At 50.9% G+C, this 19582-nt stretch carries 28 protein-coding genes; all 28 read right to left on the bottom strand.

Annotation, left to right across the window (positions count from 1 at the left end; translation table 11 throughout):
* Window positions 1–10 precede the first annotated feature (10 nt).
* The 28 genes from secY to IXC47_RS11220 all read right to left on the bottom strand — a co-directional run bounded on the left by secY (window position 11) and on the right by IXC47_RS11220 (window position 19416).
* A complete protein-coding gene (gene secY, locus IXC47_RS11355) occupies window positions 11–1342 on the bottom strand; it encodes a preprotein translocase subunit SecY (protein WP_012081232.1) in 1332 nt (443 codons plus the stop codon).
* 27 nt (window positions 1343–1369) lie between these two features.
* Window positions 1370–1801: a 50S ribosomal protein L15 gene (rplO, locus tag IXC47_RS11350; protein ID WP_012081233.1), complete on the bottom strand. Its 432-nt coding sequence runs from the start codon at window positions 1799–1801 to the stop codon at window positions 1370–1372.
* Window positions 1802–1827: 26 nt separating this feature from the next.
* Window positions 1828–2007 carry a 50S ribosomal protein L30 gene (gene rpmD / locus IXC47_RS11345; protein ID WP_011872511.1) on the bottom strand — a complete coding sequence of 60 codons (180 nt, stop codon included), beginning with the start codon at window positions 2005–2007 and terminating at the stop codon, window positions 1828–1830.
* 10 nt (window positions 2008–2017) lie between these two features.
* Complete coding sequence (rpsE, locus tag IXC47_RS11340) at window positions 2018–2536, bottom strand: 30S ribosomal protein S5 (protein ID WP_012081234.1); 519 nt, start codon at window positions 2534–2536, stop codon at window positions 2018–2020.
* Window positions 2537–2548: 12 nt separating this feature from the next.
* Entirely contained in the window at window positions 2549–2911 is a 363-nt protein-coding gene (gene rplR, locus IXC47_RS11335; protein WP_012081235.1) for a 50S ribosomal protein L18, read from the bottom strand.
* 9 nt (window positions 2912–2920) lie between these two features.
* On the bottom strand, window positions 2921–3454 hold the full coding sequence (gene rplF, locus IXC47_RS11330; RefSeq protein WP_175624653.1) for a 50S ribosomal protein L6: 534 nt from the start codon (window positions 3452–3454) through the stop codon (window positions 2921–2923).
* Between the two features lie 10 nt (window positions 3455–3464).
* Window positions 3465–3860 (bottom strand): 30S ribosomal protein S8, encoded by a 396-nt coding sequence (gene rpsH / locus IXC47_RS11325; protein WP_012081237.1) that lies wholly within the window; start codon window positions 3858–3860, stop codon window positions 3465–3467.
* Between the two features lie 14 nt (window positions 3861–3874).
* Window positions 3875–4180, bottom strand: coding sequence for a 30S ribosomal protein S14 (rpsN, locus tag IXC47_RS11320; RefSeq protein ID WP_041296706.1), 306 nt, complete (start codon window positions 4178–4180; stop codon window positions 3875–3877).
* Between the two features lie 7 nt (window positions 4181–4187).
* Window positions 4188–4727 carry a 50S ribosomal protein L5 gene (gene rplE / locus IXC47_RS11315; RefSeq protein WP_175624652.1) on the bottom strand — a complete coding sequence of 180 codons (540 nt, stop codon included), beginning with the start codon at window positions 4725–4727 and terminating at the stop codon, window positions 4188–4190.
* Between the two features lie 6 nt (window positions 4728–4733).
* Window positions 4734–5048: a 50S ribosomal protein L24 gene (rplX, locus tag IXC47_RS11310; RefSeq protein WP_012081240.1), complete on the bottom strand. Its 315-nt coding sequence runs from the start codon at window positions 5046–5048 to the stop codon at window positions 4734–4736.
* Between the two features lie 9 nt (window positions 5049–5057).
* On the bottom strand, window positions 5058–5426 hold the full coding sequence (gene rplN / locus IXC47_RS11305; RefSeq protein WP_014004403.1) for a 50S ribosomal protein L14: 369 nt from the start codon (window positions 5424–5426) through the stop codon (window positions 5058–5060).
* 226 nt (window positions 5427–5652) lie between these two features.
* Window positions 5653–5925, bottom strand: coding sequence for a 30S ribosomal protein S17 (gene rpsQ / locus IXC47_RS11300; RefSeq protein ID WP_012081242.1), 273 nt, complete (start codon window positions 5923–5925; stop codon window positions 5653–5655).
* Window positions 5925–6116 carry a 50S ribosomal protein L29 gene (gene rpmC, locus IXC47_RS11295; RefSeq protein ID WP_112990603.1) on the bottom strand — a complete coding sequence of 64 codons (192 nt, stop codon included), beginning with the start codon at window positions 6114–6116 and terminating at the stop codon, window positions 5925–5927. The genes rpsQ and rpmC overlap by 1 nt, the downstream gene beginning before the upstream one ends.
* An 11-nt stretch (window positions 6117–6127) precedes the next feature.
* On the bottom strand, window positions 6128–6547 hold the full coding sequence (gene rplP / locus IXC47_RS11290; protein ID WP_175624651.1) for a 50S ribosomal protein L16: 420 nt from the start codon (window positions 6545–6547) through the stop codon (window positions 6128–6130).
* 2 nt (window positions 6548–6549) lie between these two features.
* Window positions 6550–7395: a 30S ribosomal protein S3 gene (rpsC, locus tag IXC47_RS11285; protein ID WP_124574226.1), complete on the bottom strand. Its 846-nt coding sequence runs from the start codon at window positions 7393–7395 to the stop codon at window positions 6550–6552.
* A gap of 9 nt (window positions 7396–7404) precedes the next feature.
* Window positions 7405–7737 carry a 50S ribosomal protein L22 gene (gene rplV / locus IXC47_RS11280; RefSeq protein WP_012081245.1) on the bottom strand — a complete coding sequence of 111 codons (333 nt, stop codon included), beginning with the start codon at window positions 7735–7737 and terminating at the stop codon, window positions 7405–7407.
* Between the two features lie 6 nt (window positions 7738–7743).
* On the bottom strand, window positions 7744–8019 hold the full coding sequence (rpsS, locus tag IXC47_RS11275; protein WP_124574225.1) for a 30S ribosomal protein S19: 276 nt from the start codon (window positions 8017–8019) through the stop codon (window positions 7744–7746).
* A 9-nt stretch (window positions 8020–8028) separates the two neighbouring features.
* The gene (gene rplB / locus IXC47_RS11270) at window positions 8029–8856 is read right to left on the bottom strand and encodes a 50S ribosomal protein L2 (RefSeq protein ID WP_175624649.1); all 828 of its coding nucleotides are present in this window, start codon (window positions 8854–8856) and stop codon (window positions 8029–8031) included.
* A complete protein-coding gene (gene rplW, locus IXC47_RS11265) occupies window positions 8856–9173 on the bottom strand; it encodes a 50S ribosomal protein L23 (RefSeq protein WP_124574223.1) in 318 nt (105 codons plus the stop codon). Before rplW ends, rplB begins: the two co-directional genes overlap by 1 nt.
* On the bottom strand, window positions 9170–9790 hold the full coding sequence (gene rplD, locus IXC47_RS11260) for a 50S ribosomal protein L4 (protein ID WP_175624648.1): 621 nt from the start codon (window positions 9788–9790) through the stop codon (window positions 9170–9172). Before rplD ends, rplW begins: the two co-directional genes overlap by 4 nt.
* Before the next feature lie 3 nt (window positions 9791–9793).
* Window positions 9794–10468: a 50S ribosomal protein L3 gene (rplC, locus tag IXC47_RS11255; RefSeq protein ID WP_175624647.1), complete on the bottom strand. Its 675-nt coding sequence runs from the start codon at window positions 10466–10468 to the stop codon at window positions 9794–9796.
* Window positions 10469–10689: 221 nt separating this feature from the next.
* Complete coding sequence (gene rpsJ / locus IXC47_RS11250; protein ID WP_012081250.1) at window positions 10690–11022, bottom strand: 30S ribosomal protein S10; 333 nt, start codon at window positions 11020–11022, stop codon at window positions 10690–10692.
* An 89-nt stretch (window positions 11023–11111) separates the two neighbouring features.
* Complete coding sequence (gene tuf / locus IXC47_RS11245; RefSeq protein ID WP_175624646.1) at window positions 11112–12302, bottom strand: elongation factor Tu; 1191 nt, start codon at window positions 12300–12302, stop codon at window positions 11112–11114.
* 130 nt (window positions 12303–12432) lie between these two features.
* Window positions 12433–14541 carry an elongation factor G gene (gene fusA, locus IXC47_RS11240; RefSeq protein ID WP_175624645.1) on the bottom strand — a complete coding sequence of 703 codons (2109 nt, stop codon included), beginning with the start codon at window positions 14539–14541 and terminating at the stop codon, window positions 12433–12435.
* A 122-nt stretch (window positions 14542–14663) separates the two neighbouring features.
* Window positions 14664–15134 carry a 30S ribosomal protein S7 gene (gene rpsG / locus IXC47_RS11235; protein WP_175624644.1) on the bottom strand — a complete coding sequence of 157 codons (471 nt, stop codon included), beginning with the start codon at window positions 15132–15134 and terminating at the stop codon, window positions 14664–14666.
* Between the two features lie 136 nt (window positions 15135–15270).
* The gene (gene rpsL / locus IXC47_RS11230; protein ID WP_175624643.1) at window positions 15271–15654 is read right to left on the bottom strand and encodes a 30S ribosomal protein S12; all 384 of its coding nucleotides are present in this window, start codon (window positions 15652–15654) and stop codon (window positions 15271–15273) included.
* Between the two features lie 308 nt (window positions 15655–15962).
* Window positions 15963–17087, bottom strand: coding sequence for a hemin-degrading factor (locus tag IXC47_RS11225; RefSeq protein ID WP_195875699.1), 1125 nt, complete (start codon window positions 17085–17087; stop codon window positions 15963–15965).
* A 64-nt stretch (window positions 17088–17151) separates the two neighbouring features.
* Entirely contained in the window at window positions 17152–19416 is a 2265-nt protein-coding gene (locus tag IXC47_RS11220; protein ID WP_175624641.1) for a TonB-dependent hemoglobin/transferrin/lactoferrin family receptor, read from the bottom strand.
* Window positions 19417–19582 lie beyond the last annotated feature (166 nt).

Raw genomic sequence — 19582 nt, 5'->3', positions numbered from 1 at the left:
TCCGTCGCGCTTAGCGCGTTGGAATCCCGCCCTTGAAATTCGCTTTGCGGAGCAACGATTCATATTGCTGCGACATCACGTAGTTTTGCACCTGTGCCATGAAGTCCATCGTTACCACCACAATAATCAGAAGTGATGTTCCACCGAAATAGAACGGCACCTTCCAGCGTGCGATCAAGAACTCAGGCAGCAAACACACCAGCGTAATGTAGACCGCGCCAGCTAATGTCAACCGAGTCAGAATCTTATCAATATACCGAGCGGTTTGGTCACCAGGACGTATGCCTGGAACGAACGCGCCACTCTTCTTCAAATTATCGGCTGTCTCTTTGCTGTTAAATACCAAAGCGGTATAGAAGAAGCAGAAGAAAACAATCGCAGCAGCATACAGCAAAGCATGAATCGGTTCGCCTGGTGCCATCGAGGCGGCCAGATCTTTCAGGAAGCCGACGAACTTGCTTGTCGTTTCCCCCGATGTGAACCAGCTCGTAATCGTCGCCGGGAACAAAATGATCGACGAGGCGAAAATTGGAGGAATCACACCAGCCATGTTCAGCTTCAGCGGCAAATGACTGCTTTGACCACCGTAAATCTTGTTACCCACTTGACGCTTGGCATAGTTCACCAAGATCTTGCGTTGGCCGCGCTCAATGAACACAACCAGATACGTTACTGCAGCAACTACTACACAGATCAGAATTGCCGACAGTGCATTCATCGAACCAGTGCGAACCAGCTCAAACAAACCTGCAACTGCACTTGGCAAACCTGCTGCGATACCTGCAAAGATGATGATCGAGATACCGTTACCCAAACCGCGTTCGGTAATCTGTTCGCCCAACCACATCAAAAACATGGTGCCGGTTACCAGCGTAATCACTGTTGTGAGGCGGAACGCCATACCTGGATCAATAACCAGGCCAATCTGCGATTCCAGCGCCACTGCGATACCCAAGCCCTGGAAGGTCGCCAACAACAACGTGCCGTAGCGCGTGTATTGAGTGATCTTACGACGGCCTGATTCGCCTTCTTTCTTCAATGCTTCCAACTGCGGAGACACTACCGACATTAACTGCATGATGATCGATGCAGAGATGTACGGCATGATACCGAGAGCGAAAATCGTAAAGCGGGACAACGCGCCACCGGAGAACATGTTGAACATGCCCAGAATGCCGCCTTGATTTTGCTTAAACAACTGCGCTAACTGTTCCGGATCAATTCCTGGTACAGGAATGTGTGCACCAATACGAAATACTACCAATGCACCGAGCAAGAACCAGAGGCGCCCCCATGGAAATCCACTTGTCGCACCCTTAGCAAGCTGAGGAGTAGTCGCCAATGTTTACTCCGTTATCAGACTACAAACTTACGCAACCGAACCGCCAGCTGCTTCGATAGCTGCTTTTGCACCTTTAGTTGCGATCAAGCCTTTGACGGTCACTTTTTTAGTGATCGAACCGGACAGGATAACGCGAACTACACGTGCCAGCTCACCGATTACACCAGCTTGTTTCAATGCCAGGATATCGATTTCCGTTACTGGCAATGCTTCCAGGTCGGACAAGCGAACTTCTGCTTTGTATGGTGTTGCCAGCGATTTGAAACCACGCTTAGGCAAACGACGTTGCAAAGGCATTTGACCGCCTTCGAAACCGACTTTATGGAAACCGCCTGAACGGGATTTTTGACCTTTGTGACCACGGCCCGATGTCTTACCCAGACCGGAACCGATGCCACGGCCGACGCGGCGTTTGTAGTGCTTAGCGCCGTCAGCTGGTTGAATGCTATTCAATTCCATGATTTTCTCCGTGTGCAAGCCGAGGCTTACGACACTACTTTCACGAGATACGATACTTTGTTAATCATGCCGCGAACTGCCGGTGTGTCTTCCAACTCGGATACCGAGTTGATACCGCGCAAGCCCAGGCCGCGAACGGTAGCGCGATGTGTTTCGCGGGTACCGATCAAACCTTTGACCAATTTAACTTTAACTGTGTTTGCCATTGCGCTCACCTTAGCCCAGGATTTCTTCAACAGATTTACCGCGCTTAGCAGCAATTTCCGAAGCAGTGTTCATCTTTGCCAGGCCGTCCAGAGTTGCACGAACCATGTTGTAAGGGTTGGTCGAACCAGTGGATTTCGCCACAACGTTCGTTACACCCATTACTTCAAAAATTGCGCGCATAGGACCACCAGCGATCACACCAGTACCGTCTTTAGCTGGCAGCATCAAAACTGACGACGCACCGTGCTTACCGGTAACTGTGTGTTGCAAAGTACCGTTCTTCAACGTTACTTTGATCATTTTGCGGCGCGCTTCTTCCATTGCTTTTTGCACTGCGACCGGCACTTCTTTCGATTTGCCTTTGCCCATGCCGATGCGGCCATCGCCATCACCGACTACAGCCAATGCTGCGAAACCCATGATACGACCACCCTTGACCACTTTGGTCACACGGTTGACCGCGATCATTTTTTCGCGCATGCCATCATCCGGCTTATCGCTTTGCATTTTGGATTGCATTTTTGCCATGACGATTCTTCCTTAGAACTTCAGACCAGCTTCACGCGCAGCTTCAGCAACTGCTTTGACGCGGCCGTGATAACGGAAACCGGAGCGATCGAACGCAACTTCGGCGATTCCTGCTTTCAGTGCTTTTTCTGCAACGCGCTTGCCTACCAGTGCAGCAGCGGCAACGTTACCGCCTTTGCCGGACTGACCAGCCAACTCTTGGCGAACTTCAGCTTCGAGTGTCGAGGCGGATGCCAATACTGTGGCGTCCGGACCGATGATGCTGGCGTAGATGTGCAAGTTGGTGCGATGCACTGCCAGGCGATTCACCTTTAACTCGGCAATCTTGGCTCGAGTTTGGCGTCCGCGGCGCAGACGTGATTGTTTCTTATCCATCGTCAACCCTTACTTCTTCTTGGTTTCTTTAATCACAACCACTTCGTCCGAATAACGAACGCCCTTACCTTTATAAGGTTCAGGTTCGCGGTACGCACGAACTTCAGCAGCCACCTGACCAACTTTTTGTCGATCAATCCCTTTAATCAGGATCTCAGTTTGGGTCGGCGTTTCGACTTTGACGCCTTGCGGCATCTGGTGCACGACTGGATGCGAGAAACCCAACGAAAGATTCAGCTTGTCACCTTGCGCAGCCGCACGGTAACCAACGCCAATAAGCGTCAATTTCTTTTCAAAGCCTTTAGTTACGCCAGTGACCATGTTATTGACCAATGCGCGCAAGGTACCCGACATCGCATTTGCTTCGCGGCTGTCGTTAGCGGCTTTAAAATTCAGCGTACCGTTGTTGTTTTCAATGTTCACCAGGCCATTCAAGGACTGGGACAGGCTACCCAACGGGCCTTTAACTGTGATTGCAGCTGCAGTGATAGTCGCTTCCGCGCCACTAGGCAGTGCAATCGGCATTTTACCTACACGAGACATCTTGCACTCCTTAGGCGACGTAGCAAATCACTTCGCCACCGACACCGGTTGCGCGCGCTTTGCGGTCAGTCATAACGCCTTTTGGTGTCGACACAATTGCCACACCCAAACCGTTCATGACGTTTGGAATATCGTCCTTGCCCTTGTAAATGCGCAATCCTGGACGGGATACGCGCTCCAAGCGCTCGATGACTGGACGACCTGCATAATATTTCAAACCGATTTTCAGCTCTGCCTTACCAGCAGCTTCTGTTACGGCGAAGTCTTCAATGTAACCCTCGTCCTTGAGGACGTTTGCAATTGCGATTTTGACTTTGGACGACGGCATTGCTACCGAAGTCTTTTGCACTACTTGCGCATTGCGGATACGGGTCAGCATATCGGCGATAGGATCGCTCATACTCATTGCTTATTCTCCTATTACCAGCTGGCTTTAGTCATACCCGGAATTTCACCACGCATGGCGATTTCACGGAGCTTAATACGGCCCAAACCGAACTTACGGAAAGTGCCACGGGGGCGACCAGTCAAAGTGCAACGATTACGTTGACGAGTAGGAGCCGAGTTACGTGGCAACGCCTGCAATTTCAGGCGCGCTTCGTAGCGCTCTTCTTCCGACTTCGATTGGTCATCAATGATCGCCTTCAACTCAGCGCGTTTGCCGGCATATTTCTTTACCAGGTCTGCACGCTTTTGTTCACGGTTAATCAGTGCCAGTTTTGCCATGGCAACCTCAGTTTCTGAACGGAAATTTAAATGCGGCGAGAAGCGCTTTTGCTTCATCGTCGGTCTTTGCAGTTGTCGTGATACTGATATTCATACCACGCAATGCATCAATCTTGTCGTACTCAATTTCGGGGAAAATGATCTGCTCTTTCACACCGATATTGTAGTTGCCGCGCCCATCGAACGCCTTGCCGGACACACCACGGAAATCGCGCACACGTGGCAACGCAACTGTGATGAAACGATCAAGGAACTCATACATCTGAGCACCACGCAAAGTCACCATACAACCAATTGGATAACCTTCGCGAATTTTGAAACCCGCAATCGCTTTACGCGCTTTGGTAACTACCGGCTTTTGGCCAGCAATCTTGGTCAAATCGCCAACTGCGTGTTCGATGATTTTCTTGTCCGCAACCGCTTCCGACAAACCCATGTTCAGGGTGATCTTCAGGATGCGCGGAACTTCCATCGACGACTTGTACGCAAATTTTGCGGTCAGGTCGGCAACGACTTTTTCTTTATAGAATTCTTGGAGACGGGCCATGATTTCTTAAACCTTCACTGCTTCGCCGCTAGACTTGTAAACGCGGACTTTTTTACCGTCCACATCTTTAAAGCCAGCACGATCTGCCTTGCCGGTTGCAGCATTGAACAATGCAACATTCGACACATGAATTGGCATCAACTTATCGACGATGCCACCAGTTGCGCCTGTCATTGGGTTAGGCTTGGTCGCTTTTTTAGCAACGTTGACACCCTCGACAACCACATAGTTAGCATCAACACGGCGTTGCACAACGCCACGTTTGCCTTTGTCTTTGCCGGTCAGCACAATGACTTCGTCGCTTTTACGAATCTTATCCATCACGACTCCTTACAGAACTTCAGGCGCAAGAGAAACGATTTTCATGAAGCGCTCAGTGCGCAATTCACGTGTAACCGGTCCAAAAATACGCGTGCCAATTGGCTCCAGTTTTGCGTTCAGCAAAACTGCTGCATTGCCGTCGAACTTGACCAGGGAACCGTCTTGACGACGAACGCCTTTGGCAGTACGCACAACAACTGCGTTATAAATTTCGCCTTTTTTCACACGACCACGTGGTGCTGCGACCTTAACGGTGACTTTAATCACATCGCCAATGCTAGCGTAACGGCGTTTTGAACCGCCCAGCACCTTGATGCACATTACTTCGCGGGCACCAGTGTTGTCGGCTACTTCGAGCCGGCTTTCAGTTTGAATCATAGTATTTTCTTTCCCAACTTAACCCGCTCTGCACACAATGCACATTCGCGGTCAGTCTTGGTCCCGGCAGCCCGCCGAAAGCAGACTGATGAGGTGGACGATTTCCAAAACTTCGATTAGCACAACAACTTCTTGGTACTAAAGCTTTTTACTGCTTTGCAACTATCACATTGCAATAACGAAGCCCGCCATTATTACACCTAAATGGCGGGCCCGCAACAACTAATTAAACTATTTGTGCTGCTTGTACAACGCGTGTCACGGTCCAAGCTTTAGTTTTGGAGATAGGACGACCTTCTTGAATTTCGACCGTATCACCAGCTTTTGCCTGGTTACCTTCATTATGCGCATGATACTTGCTCGAACGCATGATGATTTTGCCGTACAGCGGGTGCTTGACGTGACGCTCGATCAGCACGGTAACGGTCTTGTCCATCTTGTCAGACACGACTTTGCCAATCAACGTACGCTTGAGCGCTTGTTTTACTTGATCGTTCATTATTTCGCGTCCTTCTGATTCAAGACCGTTTTTACACGTGCTATATCGCGACGTACTTTTTTCAGTTGCGATGTATTGTTCAACTGTTGTGTTGCAATCTGCATACGCAGACCGAACTGCGCTTTCAGCAGATCGTTCAGTTCTTTGGTCAAAGCCGCTTGGTCTTTGCCTTGGAGTTCAGATGCTTTCATGATCGCCCCTATTATTGTCCGACTTGACGAACGACGAACGTGGTTGCCAGCGGCAGCTTAGCTGCAGCCAACCGGAACGCTTCGCGTGCCAGTGCCTCGTCCACACCGTCCATCTCGTACAACATTTTGCCAGGCTGAATTTCAGCCACGTAGTATTCCGGATTACCTTTACCGTTACCCATACGGACTTCAGCAGGTTTGTTCGAAATCGGCTTGTCTGGGAAAATACGAATCCAGATACGGCCACCACGTTTGATGTGACGCGTCATTGCACGACGAGCCGCTTCAATTTGGCGAGCAGTAATACGACCACGACCAACTGCCTTCAGACCGAATTCGCCAAACGATACGGCTGTGCCGCGCGAATGCGAAATACCGGTATTACGGCCTTTTTGCTCTTTACGATACTTTCTGCGTGCTGGTTGCAGCATGATTATTCTCCTGCTTTCTCAGCCGACACAGCAGCGTCGCCATCCGGCTTCTTAGCGCGAACACGCTTAGCGGCCGGTGCGCCACCTGGTGCAGCTGCACCTGGTTGACCTTCTGGACGCGGAGCACGTGGACGACCGCTTGGTTTACCATCGTCACGGCGTGGGCCACGACGTTTTTTGTCATCATCGGATGCCACATCGATTACCGGCGCTTCGCCATTGGCAAGGCGGTCACCTTTGTAGACCCAGACTTTGATACCGATGATGCCGTAGGTTGTTTCAGCTTCGCCGAAACCGTAGTCGATATCTGCGCGCAGTGTGTGGAGTGGCACGCGACCTTCGCGATACCATTCTTTACGTGCGATCTCGATACCGTTCAAACGACCGGACGACATGATCTTGATACCTTGTGCACCGAGGCGCATTGCATTTTGCATTGCACGCTTCATCGCACGACGGAACATGATGCGTTTTTCCAATTGCTGAGCAATCGAATCAGCGATCAGTTGTGCGTCGGTTTCTGGCTTACGAATTTCTTCGATATTGACATGAACCGGCACGCCCATCATTTTGGTCAGTGCGGATTTCAATACTTCAATGTCCTCACCTTTTTTACCGATCACGACACCTGGACGCGAGCTGTAAATTGTGATGCGAGCATTTTTAGCTGGGCGCTCAATAACGACGCGACCAACTGAAGCATTTTTCAGTTTGGTTTTCAGGTATGCGCGAACTTTGAGATCTTCGTTGAGCATGGTGGCGAAATTGCTATTGCCAGCATACCAACGCGATGCCCAGTTACGCGAAACCGCAAGGCGGAAACCGGTTGGATGTATCTTCTGTCCCATCGTGACTCCTTAATTACCGACAGTCACGTAAATGTGACAGGATTGTTTAGAGATACGATCACCACGGCCTTTTGCACGCGCTGTGAAGCGCTTCAAGACCGAACCTTTTTCAACATAAATTGTTGTAACTTTCAATTCGTCGATATCAGCACCATCGTTGTGCTCAGCGTTCGCAATTGCGGACTCCAGTACACGTTTGATGATCGCAGCACCTTTTTTAGGGCTGAATTGCAAGATATTGAGCGCTTGATCCACTTTTTTGCCGCGGATCTGGTCTGCCACAAGGCGGCCCTTTTGAGCCGACAGGCGCACACCACGGAGGGTAGCTTTAGTTTCCATCATCGGACCTTATTTCTTAGCCTTCTTGTCAGCAGCATGACCTTTGAACGTGCGGGTCAGCGCGAATTCGCCGAGCTTGTGACCAACCATGTTCTCGGATACGTAAACCGGTACGTGTTGCTTACCGTTATGCACCGCGATCGTCAAGCCGATGAAGTCAGGCATGATGGTCGAACGGCGCGACCAGGTTTTAATTGGCTTTTTGTCTTTGTTCGCTTGCGCGGCTTCAACTTTTTTCACCAAGTGGGCGTCACAGAACGGCCCTTTTTTTAATGAACGTGTCATGTCTTATCCTTATTTCTTGCCGCGACGCGAGACGATCATAGAAGTAGTACGCTTGTTGCTGCGTGTCTTCTTGCCTTTTGTCTGCTGGCCCCATGGCGATACTGGGTGACGACCTGCAGCCGTTTTACCTTCACCACCACCGTGTGGGTGATCAACCGGGTTCATGACCACACCGCGAACGGTAGGACGAACACCACGCCAGCGCATCGCACCTGCTTTACCGATTTTGCGCAGGCTATGCTCAGCATTGCCAACTTCACCAACGGTTGCACGGCATTCGATATGCACACGGCGAACTTCACCGGAACGCAAACGAACTTGAGCGTATGTACCTTCACGTGCCATCAACACTACGCCAGCGCCAGCTGTACGCGCCATTTGCGCGCCCTTGCCTGGCAACATTTCTACGCAGTGCATAACGGTACCGACCGGGATGTTGCGGATAGGGAGGCAGTTACCCGATTTGATCGGCGCTTCCGAACCGTTCATCAATTGATCGCCAACAGCCATACCTTTGGTTGCGATGATGTATTGACGTTCGCCATCTGCATACAACACCAAAGCGATGTGAGCCGTGCGGTTAGGATCGTATTCGATACGTTCCACTTTCGCAGGGATACCATCTTTAGTGCGTTTGAAGTCGATAACGCGATAGTGCTGCTTATGACCACCGCCGATGTGGCGAGTAGTGATGTGACCGTTGTTGTTACGGCCAGCAGTCTTTGATTTCTTTTCGAGCAGGCCTGCGAATGGACGGCCTTTGTACAGGTCGGTATTAACGACCTTGACCATGCCACGGCGACCAGGCGAGGTCGGCTTGACTTTAACGAGTGCCATTATTTAGCCTCCTCGGTGAAGTTGATTTCTTGACCTGGCTTCAGGCACACAAACGCACGACGTGTGTGATTGCGGCGACCATTGAAGCGGCCCGAACGTTTTTGTTTACCTTCACGGTTAGCCACCTGAACAGATTCAACTTGAACCTTGAACAGCAGCTCAACCGCAGCCTTGATTTCTGGCTTGGTAGCATCTGGCATAACGAGGAAAACAACTTGTTCGTTCTTTTCAGCAACGAAAGTAGCTTTCTCGGAAATGACTGGTGCCAACAACACCTTCATCAGGCGTTCTTCGCTATATTTCTGAACCGCGCTCATGCCAGCATCTCCTCAATCTTGGCCAATGCCGGCTTCGTGATCAGGATCTTCTTGTAGAAGACCAGCGAAACTGGATCAGCATGACGTGGCTCGCAAATCAGCACGTTAGGCAGATTGCGCGATGCCAACAACAGGTTTTCATCCAGGCTATCAGTGATGACGAGCACGGAATCCAGACCCATACCTTTCAATTTTTGCGACAAGAGCTTGGTCTTAGGCGCATCAACCGACAGGTTTTCGATTACGGAGAGACGACCTTCGCGAGCCAACTGGGAGAGGATCGAGCAAACACCTGCGCGATACATCTTTTTGTTAACTTTGTGCGAGAAGTTTTCGTCAGGCGAGTTCGGGAAAATACGACCACCGCCGCGCCACAAAGGCGAAGACGACATACCAGCACGAGCACGGCCCGTACCTTTTTGACGCCATGGCTTTTTGGTCGTGTGATGCACTTCTTCACGATCTTTTTGCTTGCGATTACCGCTGCGCGCGTTTGCTTGATAAGCAACGACGACTTGGTGAATCAGCGCTTCGTTGTAGTCACGGCCGAAAATAGTATCTGGCGCAGCAACGTTCGAAGCAGCTTGACCTTGGTCATTCAGGAGCTTGAGTTCCATGGATTAAGCCCCCTTCTTTGCTTTGACTTTAACAGCCGGCGATACAATCACCTGACCGTTTTTTGCACCAGGAACAGCACCTTTAACCAACAACAGTTGGCGATCAGCGTCGATACGAGCGATCTCGAGGTTTTGTGTGGTGCGAGTAACGTCACCCAGGTGACCGGTCATGCGCTTACCAGGGAAAACGCGACCTGGATCTTGCGCCATACCGATGGAGCCTGGAACATTATGCGAACGGGAGTTACCGTGGGTTGCACGACCGGAGCTGAAGTTGTAACGCTTGATGGTACCAGCGTAACCCTTACCGATAGTGACACCTTGCACGTCTACTTTTTGACCAACTTCGAACAGGCTGGCAGCGATAACATCGCCAACTTTCAGTTCGGAAGCAGCAGTAGCGGCAACGCGGAATTCTTTGAGCACTGTGCCTGCTTCAACACCAGCTTTAGCATAGTGACCTGCTGCTGCTTTGTTGACGCGGGAAGCACGACGGCTGCCGAAGGCGACCTGAACAGCCGAATAACCATCGACTTCAGACGTTTTGATTTGTGTCACACGATTGTTCGACACGTCCAGCACAGTGACAGGAATCGAATCCCCGTCATCTGTGAAGATGCGCATCATACCAACCTTGCGACCAAGCAGGCCTTGGCCTTTATCTTGGTTTTGGTTCATTTTTTCTCCATTCCCACCTACGATTGGGCGGGGCTGATGTATTTAAAACTACAAAAACTACGAATACGACAAGGACTCCAAAGAGGAATCCATAGCGAAGCCCGAGATTGTAACCGGTAAACAAGGCTTCCACAACACATAAATGTGCGGATTGTTGTTCCCAGCCCGCATAAACAGGGGATTTGGCTCAATTATCCGAGCCACCCCTGTCATATGCACAATTATTGCAACTTGATTTCTACATCAACACCAGCTGGCAAATCCAGTTTCATCAATGCGTCAACTGTTTTGTCAGTTGGATCAACGATGTCCATCAAACGAACGTGAGTACGGATTTCGAATTGGTCGCGCGAAGTCTTGTTGACGTGCGGCGAACGCAGAACGTCAAAACGCTGGATGCGTGTTGGCAGTGGTACTGGACCCTTAACAACTGCGCCGGTACGTTTTGCTGTATCAACGATTTCGAGTGCCGATTGATCGATCAGACGGTAGTCGAATGCTTTCAGACGAATACGGATCTTTTGGTTTGGAGCTGATTTCGGTGCTGTTGACATTTTGATTCCTTAAAAGAGCGAGCCGCGAGCGGGTTAGCACTCGCGGCGATATTTAAATGACAGGGCTACCTGTCATTTAATCGGGTTTATTACTCAATAATTTTGGCTACAACACCTGCGCCAACGGTACGACCACCTTCGCGGATCGCGAAACGCAGACCTTCTTCCATCGCGATTGGGTTGATCAACATCACTGTGATCGACACGTTATCGCCTGGCATAACCATTTCTTTGTCTTTCGGCAACTCGATCGAACCAGTTACGTCAGTTGTACGGAAGTAGAACTGTGGACGATAGTTGTTGAAGAATGGGGTGTGACGGCCGCCTTCATCTTTCGACAGAACGTAGATTTCGCCTGTGAAATGTTTGTGCGGTTTGATCGAACCTGGTTTTGCCAGAACTTGACCACGTTCCACGTCTTCACGCTTGGTACCGCGCAGCAATACACCAACGTTGTCACCAGCTTGACCTTGATCCAGCAATTTGCGGAACATTTCAACACCGGTACAGGTGGTTTTTTGGGTATCACGGATACCAACGATTTCGATCTCTTCGCCGACTTTGATGATGCCGCGTTCTACACGACCGGTAACGACTGTACCGCGACCCGAGATCGAGAATACGTCTTCTACTGGCAACAGGAATGCGCCGTCAACTGCGCGTTCTGGTGTTGGGATGTAGGTGTCGAGTGCGTTGGCCAGTGCCAGGATCGCTTGTTCGCCCAATGGACCGGTGTCGCCTTCCAGCGCCAGTTTTGCCGAACCTTTAACGATAGGCAAGTCGTCGCCTGGGAATTCGTATTTGGAGAGGAGCTCACGCACTTCCATTTCAACCAGTTCCAGCAGTTCTGCATCATCAACCATGTCTGCCTTGTTCAGGAACACGATGATGTATGGAACACCAACTTGACGCGACAACAGGATGTGTTCGCGAGTTTGTGGCATTGGGCCGTCTGCTGCGGAGCAAACCAGGATCGCGCCGTCCATTTGTGCTGCGCCGGTGATCATGTTTTTAACATAGTCGGCGTGGCCTGGGCAGTCTACGTGTGCGTAGTGGCGGGCTTCGGTTTCGTATTCAACGTGCGAGGTGTTGATCGTGATACCGCGTGCTTTTTCTTCTGGCGCGTTATCGATTTGATCGTAGCCTTTTGCTTCGCCACCGAATTTTTTCGACAATACAGTCGCGATCGCAGCTGTCAACGTGGTTTTACCATGATCGACGTGACCAATTGTGCCCACATTCACGTGCGGCTTAGTCCGTTCGAATTTACCTTTTGCCATTTTATTCTTCCTTCAAAAAGAACGATTTATTTACATTAGGATGCCCGTCATCGGACATCGTTTAAATTGATTTACTACCGACCCGGGAGCTGTGCACAACGCCCGACTCCCGGGTCTTTAACGCTTGCTATTACTTAGGCGCCTTCGATGTGACGATTGCGTCGATCACGTTCTTAGGTGCTTCAGAGTAGTGCTTGAATTCCATCGAGTAGGTTGCACGACCTTGTGTTGCCGAACGCAACGATGTCGCATAACCAAACATTTCGGACAAAGGCACTTCGGCTTTAATGATCTTGCCGCCGCCGCCCGCGATTTCATCCATACCTTGAACCATGCCGCGACGTGAGGACAGATCGCCCATCACGGTACCAGCGTAGTCTTCAGGTGTTTCAACTTCCACAGCCATCATAGGCTCGAGGATGACCGGGCTTGCTTTACGGCAGCCGTCCTTGAACGCCATCGATGCAGCCATACGGAACGCGTTTTCGTTCGAATCGACGTCATGGTACGAACCGAAGAACAGAGTGACTTTAACGTCAACCACTGGGTAACCTGCGAGGACACCCGAGGTCAATGTTTCGCGCACACCTTTTTCAACTGCAGGGATGTATTCGCGTGGAACGGTACCGCCCTTGATCGCATCGACGAATTCGAAACCAGTACCTGGTTCTTGCGGTTCAATTTTCAGAACCACGTGACCGTACTGACCACGACCACCGGATTGCTTAACGAATTTACCTTCGATCTCTTCGCATGTTTTGCGAATTGTTTCGCGGTACGCAACTTGTGGCTTACCAACAGTCGCTTCCACGTTGAATTCACGCTTCATACGATCGACGATAATGTCCAGATGCAACTCACCCATACCAGCGATAATGGTTTGACCTGATTCTTCATCGGTACGCACGCGGAACGATGGATCTTCAGCCGCCAGACGGTTCAACGCCAGGCCCATTTTCTCTTGATCGCCTTTGGTTTTTGGCTCAACAGCTTGCGAAATAACTGGCTCAGGGAAGACCATGCGCTCGAGGACAACAATAGCTTTGTCGTCGCACAAGGTATCGCCTGTGGTGGTGTCTTTCAAGCCAACAACAGCAGCGATATCGCCAGCCATCATTTCCTTGATTTCTTCACGTTGGTTCGCTTGCATCTGAACGATACGACCGATACGCTCTTTTTTCTCTTTTACCGAGTTGTAAACCGTGTCGCCCGAATTCAGGGTACCCGAGTAGCAACGGATAAAGCACAGTTGACCAACGAACGGATCGGTAGCAATTTTGAATGCCAACGCCGAGAACTTCTCGGTGTCTTCCGATTTACGTACGGTAGGCTCATCATCTTCATCCAGGCCTGGCACTGGTGGAATATCCACTGGCGATGGCAGGTATTCGATAACAGCGTCCAACATAGCTTGTACGCCCTTGTTTTTAAACGCAGTACCGCACAGCATAGGAACGATTTCACCAGCGATGGTGCGTTGACGAATAGCGGCCTTGATATCGGCTTCGGACAGATCGCCCTCTTCCAGATATTTGTTCATCAGTTCTTCCGATGCTTCAGCAGCGGACTCAACCATGTTTTCACGCCATTTTTGTGCGTCAGCCAATTGCGCAGCTGGGATATCGCCGTATTCAAACTTCATACCTTGCGAAGCGTCGTCCCAGATGATTGCTTTCATCTTGACCAGATCGACCACACCTGCGAACGAATCTTCCGCGCCGATAGGCACTTGCATAGGCACAGGGTTAGCTTTCAAACGCGCGCGCATTTGATCGTAGACTTTGAAGAAGTTCGCGCCGGTACGGTCCATCTTGTTGACGAATGCCAAACGTGGGACTTTGTACTTGTTAGCTTGACGCCAAACTGTTTCAGATTGCGGCTGCACACCACCCACTGCACAGTAAACCATGCAGGCGCCATCGAGTACGCGCATCGAGCGTTCAACTTCAATAGTGAAGTCAACGTGGCCCGGGGTATCAATGATGTTGATGTGATGCGCTGGGAAATTGTTCGCCATGCCCTTCCAGAAGCAAGTAACAGCAGCCGATGTAATCGTGATGCCGCGCTCTTGTTCCTGTTCCATCCAGTCGGTGGTAGCAGCACCATCATGCACTTCACCCAGCTTGTGGTTTACGCCGGTGTAGAACAGGACGCGCTCGGTCGTGGTGGTTTTACCAGCGTCAATGTGAGCCGAAATACCGATATTGCGGTAACGCTCAATGGGGGTCTTGCGAGCCATGATTAATCCAATATCTCTTTAACGAACAAAACCGAGCATCATTTTTTTAAATGAGGTGCCCGGCTTCGAACAATTTATATAAGCAGACAAACGCCAATACAAATGCATTGGCGCTACTTTTATTAGAAGCGGAAGTGCGAGAACGCTTTGTTCGCTTCTGCCATACGGTGAACTTCGTCGCGCTTTTTCATTGCACCGCCACGGCTTTCAGCCGCTTCGAGCAATTCGCCAGCCAGACGTTGTGGCATCGATTTTTCGCTGCGCTTGTTTGCAGCTTCACGCAACCAACGCATGGACAAAGCCATACGACGGACTGGACGCACTTCAACCGGCACCTGGTAGTTTGCACCACCAACGCGACGGGATTTCACTTCAACCAATGGTTTGCAGTTTGCGATTGCAGCAGCAAACACTTCCAGCGGGTCTTTACCGGATTTGCTTTGGATGTGCTCAAAAGCACCGTAGATGATGTTTTCTGCGACCGATTTTTTACCGGACAACATCAAAACGTTAACGAACTTGGCAACATCAACATTGCCGAACTTCGGATCTGGCAGGATTTCCCGCTTGGGAACTTCACGACGACGTGGCATTTCGATTCCTTTCAATCTTCAGTTGAGTACACGGTGACAAATTCGCCGCACACTCGCGGATGATCATCATAACCACCCACTTACTCGGCCCATTGGGGACCGACACTCATTTCGCAGAGACTGCGAAAAACTTTAATTACTTCTTAGCAGCCTTAGCACGCTTGGTACCGTACTTCGAACGTGCTTGCTTACGGTCTTTAACACCTTGAGTATCCAATGCGCCGCGAACCATGTGATAACGCACACCCGGCAAATCTTTTACACGACCGCCGCGCAGCAGCACGACGCTATGTTCTTGCAGGTTATGGCCTTCACCGCCGATATACGAAATAACTTCGAAACCGTTGGTCAGACGAACTTTGGCAACTTTACGCAAAGCCGAGTTAGGCTTTTTTGGAGTTGTGGTGTAAACGCGGGTACATACGCCACGTTTTTGCGGGCTGTTTTCCAGCGCCGGCGATTTGCTCTTGACGCGTGCAGAAACACGCGGCTGGCGAATCAGTTGATTGATGGTTGGCATCGCTCTCTATCCAGCTAGTACAACATTAATAATACGAACCCGAAAACGGTTGTCCGGGGACTAAAGAATCATTGCGGAAGAATTAAATCAACGCGCGGCTCGATTGAACCTTGAAGGAAAAAGCGCGCAAGAATTGCCAGGAAGGAAATACAACACGGCAGACCAAAGAACGCTTAAGCCCAGCAGAGCTTAAAATCGAGAACTCGCGAGTATATTCCTCAAATTATGGAGGGTCAAGGACAGTTTTTCATCTGCCGCTGCGATCGATGCGTAATTGCTACGCGCGCAGCGGCATATCCCTGCAGAAGTTATTTCAGTTGTGGCAGATTGGCAACTATGTCACGCCAAACCTTGGTTTCTTCCTTGCCCGGATCGCGGCGCGAGAAAAAGTTAACAACTTGCTCACCTTTGGTGTCGTAGAACTCTACCGAGGTAATCGTCCCGCTCTTGGCCGGACGGCGCACTACCCAGCCGTGATCCACGCCCGATTGACGCAGGTGCAAGTCAAAGTCCGGATCCAGCACATTGAACCAGCCATTCTTGGCTTCGGTTTTCTCGATCAGGCCGCTGTAGATCTGCACCATGCCCGAGTTGCTGACGAACACCATAATCGGCTGTTCGCGTTTGGATGCAGTTTCCAGCAAGGTTTCCACCGATTTGCCGGTGATCTTGTAGGCCGCATCCGTACCGATTACCTCAAACGCACGTTCACGCGAGATACCGAAGTCATTGATCAGGCGCTGGAATTCATGCACGTCCGTCATTTCAAACCAGGCGCTGCGCAATTCCTTGATATGCATATCCGTCAGCGGCTTGGCCTGTTTCGGCATGACCACGGTCCAGTCCGGCTTTTGATCTGCGGCCTTGTATTCGGCAACCAGCTTCTCAAACGCTGGCACGCCTTTTTCATCGTTCAGGTAGACCTTGTGAATCGCTTCGCCATTCTTGTCAAAGAATTGGAAACTGCGGCTGGTCCGGCCACCCGCGCGTGGCGCAACCACGGCGAATGCATAACCCCAGCTGTCCATCTTGAAACGCAGATCGATATCAGTACCAACGAAGCCGCTACCCGGCTTCACGCGCCCCTGATCATCGAGCTTGGGTGGCAGCGCGACTGCGGTACGCTCGATTACGCCGTTTTCATTACGGGTAATCGCCTTGATGCGCCCCAGTTCGTGCATACGGTTAAACAGCGCTTTATAAGTAGCCACATCTGAACGCAGCAATGTCGCGCCACGACCAATATCAGCCGCCAGCAACTTCGCCTCACTGACGCCGAGCTTTTGCGCGATATCTCGCGCAAACAGACCTGGTTGCTCAGCCTGCAATGCCACCTGCTTGGCCTTGAGCGCATCAGCGTCGGCATCCGCCATGGCGTTTCCGGACAGTGCCAGCGTCGCCAGCAGCGCAGCCATCAATTTTGTGTATCTCATATTTTCTCTTTCTATAAAAAATAAGCGACGCCCCGTTTCTACACGAGTCGTCGCAATCACGCGATTAGTACTCTATTTTCATGCTCACATTGAAACTGCGACCTGGTGAGGTATAGGCATCCAGATTGGTTGCCGTACTCGCCAGACCCAAACCACGGATGTCATTCCATACCCAGTATTTGCGATCAAACAGGTTGCGTATGCCTGCATTGAAGCTGACGTTTTTGTTCACGCGGTAACCGCTGAATACATCAAGAATGGCAAATGACGATGGGACAAATGCTGGTTGTGTGCCGACATTCGGGCTCGCAAGATCGCCACGTTTTTTAGCTGCGGCGTACACCAAATCTCCCTGAACGAACCAGGTCTGATTTGGCTCATAACGCAAGCCAGTCACCACCGACAGCGGCGCAACAGTATCCAGTCCGGTTTTTACACCGTTGCGATTAATACTGTCGCCCTGGGTGTAAGCAAAACCGCCACGCAAGGTCCAGCCTGAATTCCAGCGCCAGTCGACGCGCGCTTCTACGCCATGGATATTGGCGCGGGCAGAGTTGATGTATTGGTTGATAGCTGGGGTCGCAACCTGGAAGTTGCCGCCTATCTGTACCAGTTCGATAAAGTTCTTATACCGTCCGGCAAATGCCGCCGCGCTATAGCGCACACGGCTATCCGCCAGATCAACCTTGCCGCGCAAACCGATCTCATACGAGTTGCTGGTTTCCGCTTTGAGGTTCGGATTAGCGATCTGCATATACGATTGATTAGGAATACCGACATTGTTGAAGTAAGAGTTCACTTCATGTGGCGACGGTGCACGGAACCCACGTGCATATTGCGCATAGGGCACAAACGCCGGCGTCACCTCATACAGGAATGCGAGTCGTGGCGAGAGCGCATTGTCTTTGCTACGCGCAGCCGGCTGCCCATTTGCATTCGCTTGTGCGTCATAGCGAACACTGGCCTTGGGATCGAGCTCATACGAGTCATAGCGCAAACCAGGAATCACACTCAATTTCCCTATGCGTATATCGTCCTGTATGTACGCGCCGAAAATCGAGTAATTCGTTTTAGGGAAAAGTTCGCAGTACTGCGTACCGGTACAGGTAGTCCAGCTGGTTCCCGTTGCTTGCTGGCTTAGCTGACTTCTGCTGACATCAAATCCATACACCAATTGATTTTTAATGCCACCGACGTTAAAGCTGCTTTCGGCCATCACACCACCACCGATGGCCTCATCTTTGTAAGTCACATCACGGAAGCGCGGACGGGCTGTACCAGTACCACTTTCAAACGTGTATTGGTTTGTGTTGGCATCCCGATAGAAGACATTGGCGCGGATTTTTTGTACTACCGGGTTATCGGCATCGTCGCGTTCATAAGCAAACGTGAAGCGATCACTTTGCACTTTGCCGCTGGTTTGATATCCGGTAACAAAAGTACCACCTGCAGCAGGGCCTATTGCAGACGGGCTGCTGCCTGAAGTTTTGTTTTCAGTCGTTGCCAGTGTCCACTTGAAGACATCCTTGGACGTTGCACGGAATACCACACGACCCAGCACGGATTGTGTGTCATAGGTCAATGGATCCGGCGCTGTGCGGTTGGTGCCGGTGATATCGCGATCACCCTTGTTATCTGTTTCTTTACCATGACGCGCATTTAGCAACAACATACCTTGCCAACGCTCACCGCCCACGGCGAACGTACCGCTCGTCCCGAAGCTGTTATCAACCGAATCGTAAGAAGGGCGAAGCGAGAAGTAAGTGCTCTTGTTGAAAATATTCAGGTAATCCTGCGGATCTTTGACGACAAAGTTAACTGCGCCAGTCAAACCATCACTGCCATACATCGATGAGGCCGGCCCCCGCAAAACTTCAATGCGCTGATACAGATCCGTATTCAGATAGCTGCCACGCCCGGCACTCAGGGTACCGACACTGAAAGCGCGCGGAACCGGAACGCCATCTTCCAGCAACAGCACACGATTGCCGTCCAGTCCGCGTATGGTGATCCCTTCATTTCCACCGCGCCCCGCAGTCGCACTAGCACCACTGATACCACTGGTACGGGAGACTGAGCGCCTGACCTCGACACCCGGCTCATAGCGCAATGCATCCTTGATATCTTTGGCATTCTGCTGTTCGATTTCTTCTGCCGTGACCACAGAGACAGTCGCCGCGGCGCGGTTGATGTCACCACCCAGCCCACGTGTGGATGTAACGGTAATTTCGTCGAGTTTAGCGATTTGTTGCGCGCCAGCATGATGTGCTGGCCACTGCTGCAGTACGAGCATGGTGGCCAGGGCGAGTTTGTTCTTTGATAGCTTCATAGCAACCGTTCCTTGAATAATGGATAGGTTGCTCGCTAAACAAATGCTGGCTGCCTTAGTTTTTAGATTGTGCGCGTGGCGTTTCCAGAGGGAGAAACACGCTATATGGTTGGTGATTACGTCTATCGACGCTCATCAGGATCCAGATCATAGCGCAGCATGCAAA

This window comes from Herminiimonas contaminans (assembly GCF_015645465.1).
In the GTDB taxonomy this organism is placed as follows: domain Bacteria; phylum Pseudomonadota; class Gammaproteobacteria; order Burkholderiales; family Burkholderiaceae_D; genus Oxalicibacterium; species Oxalicibacterium contaminans.
The sequence above is the reverse complement of the archived record's forward strand: the minus strand, read 5'-3'. Positions and strand labels throughout refer to the sequence as shown.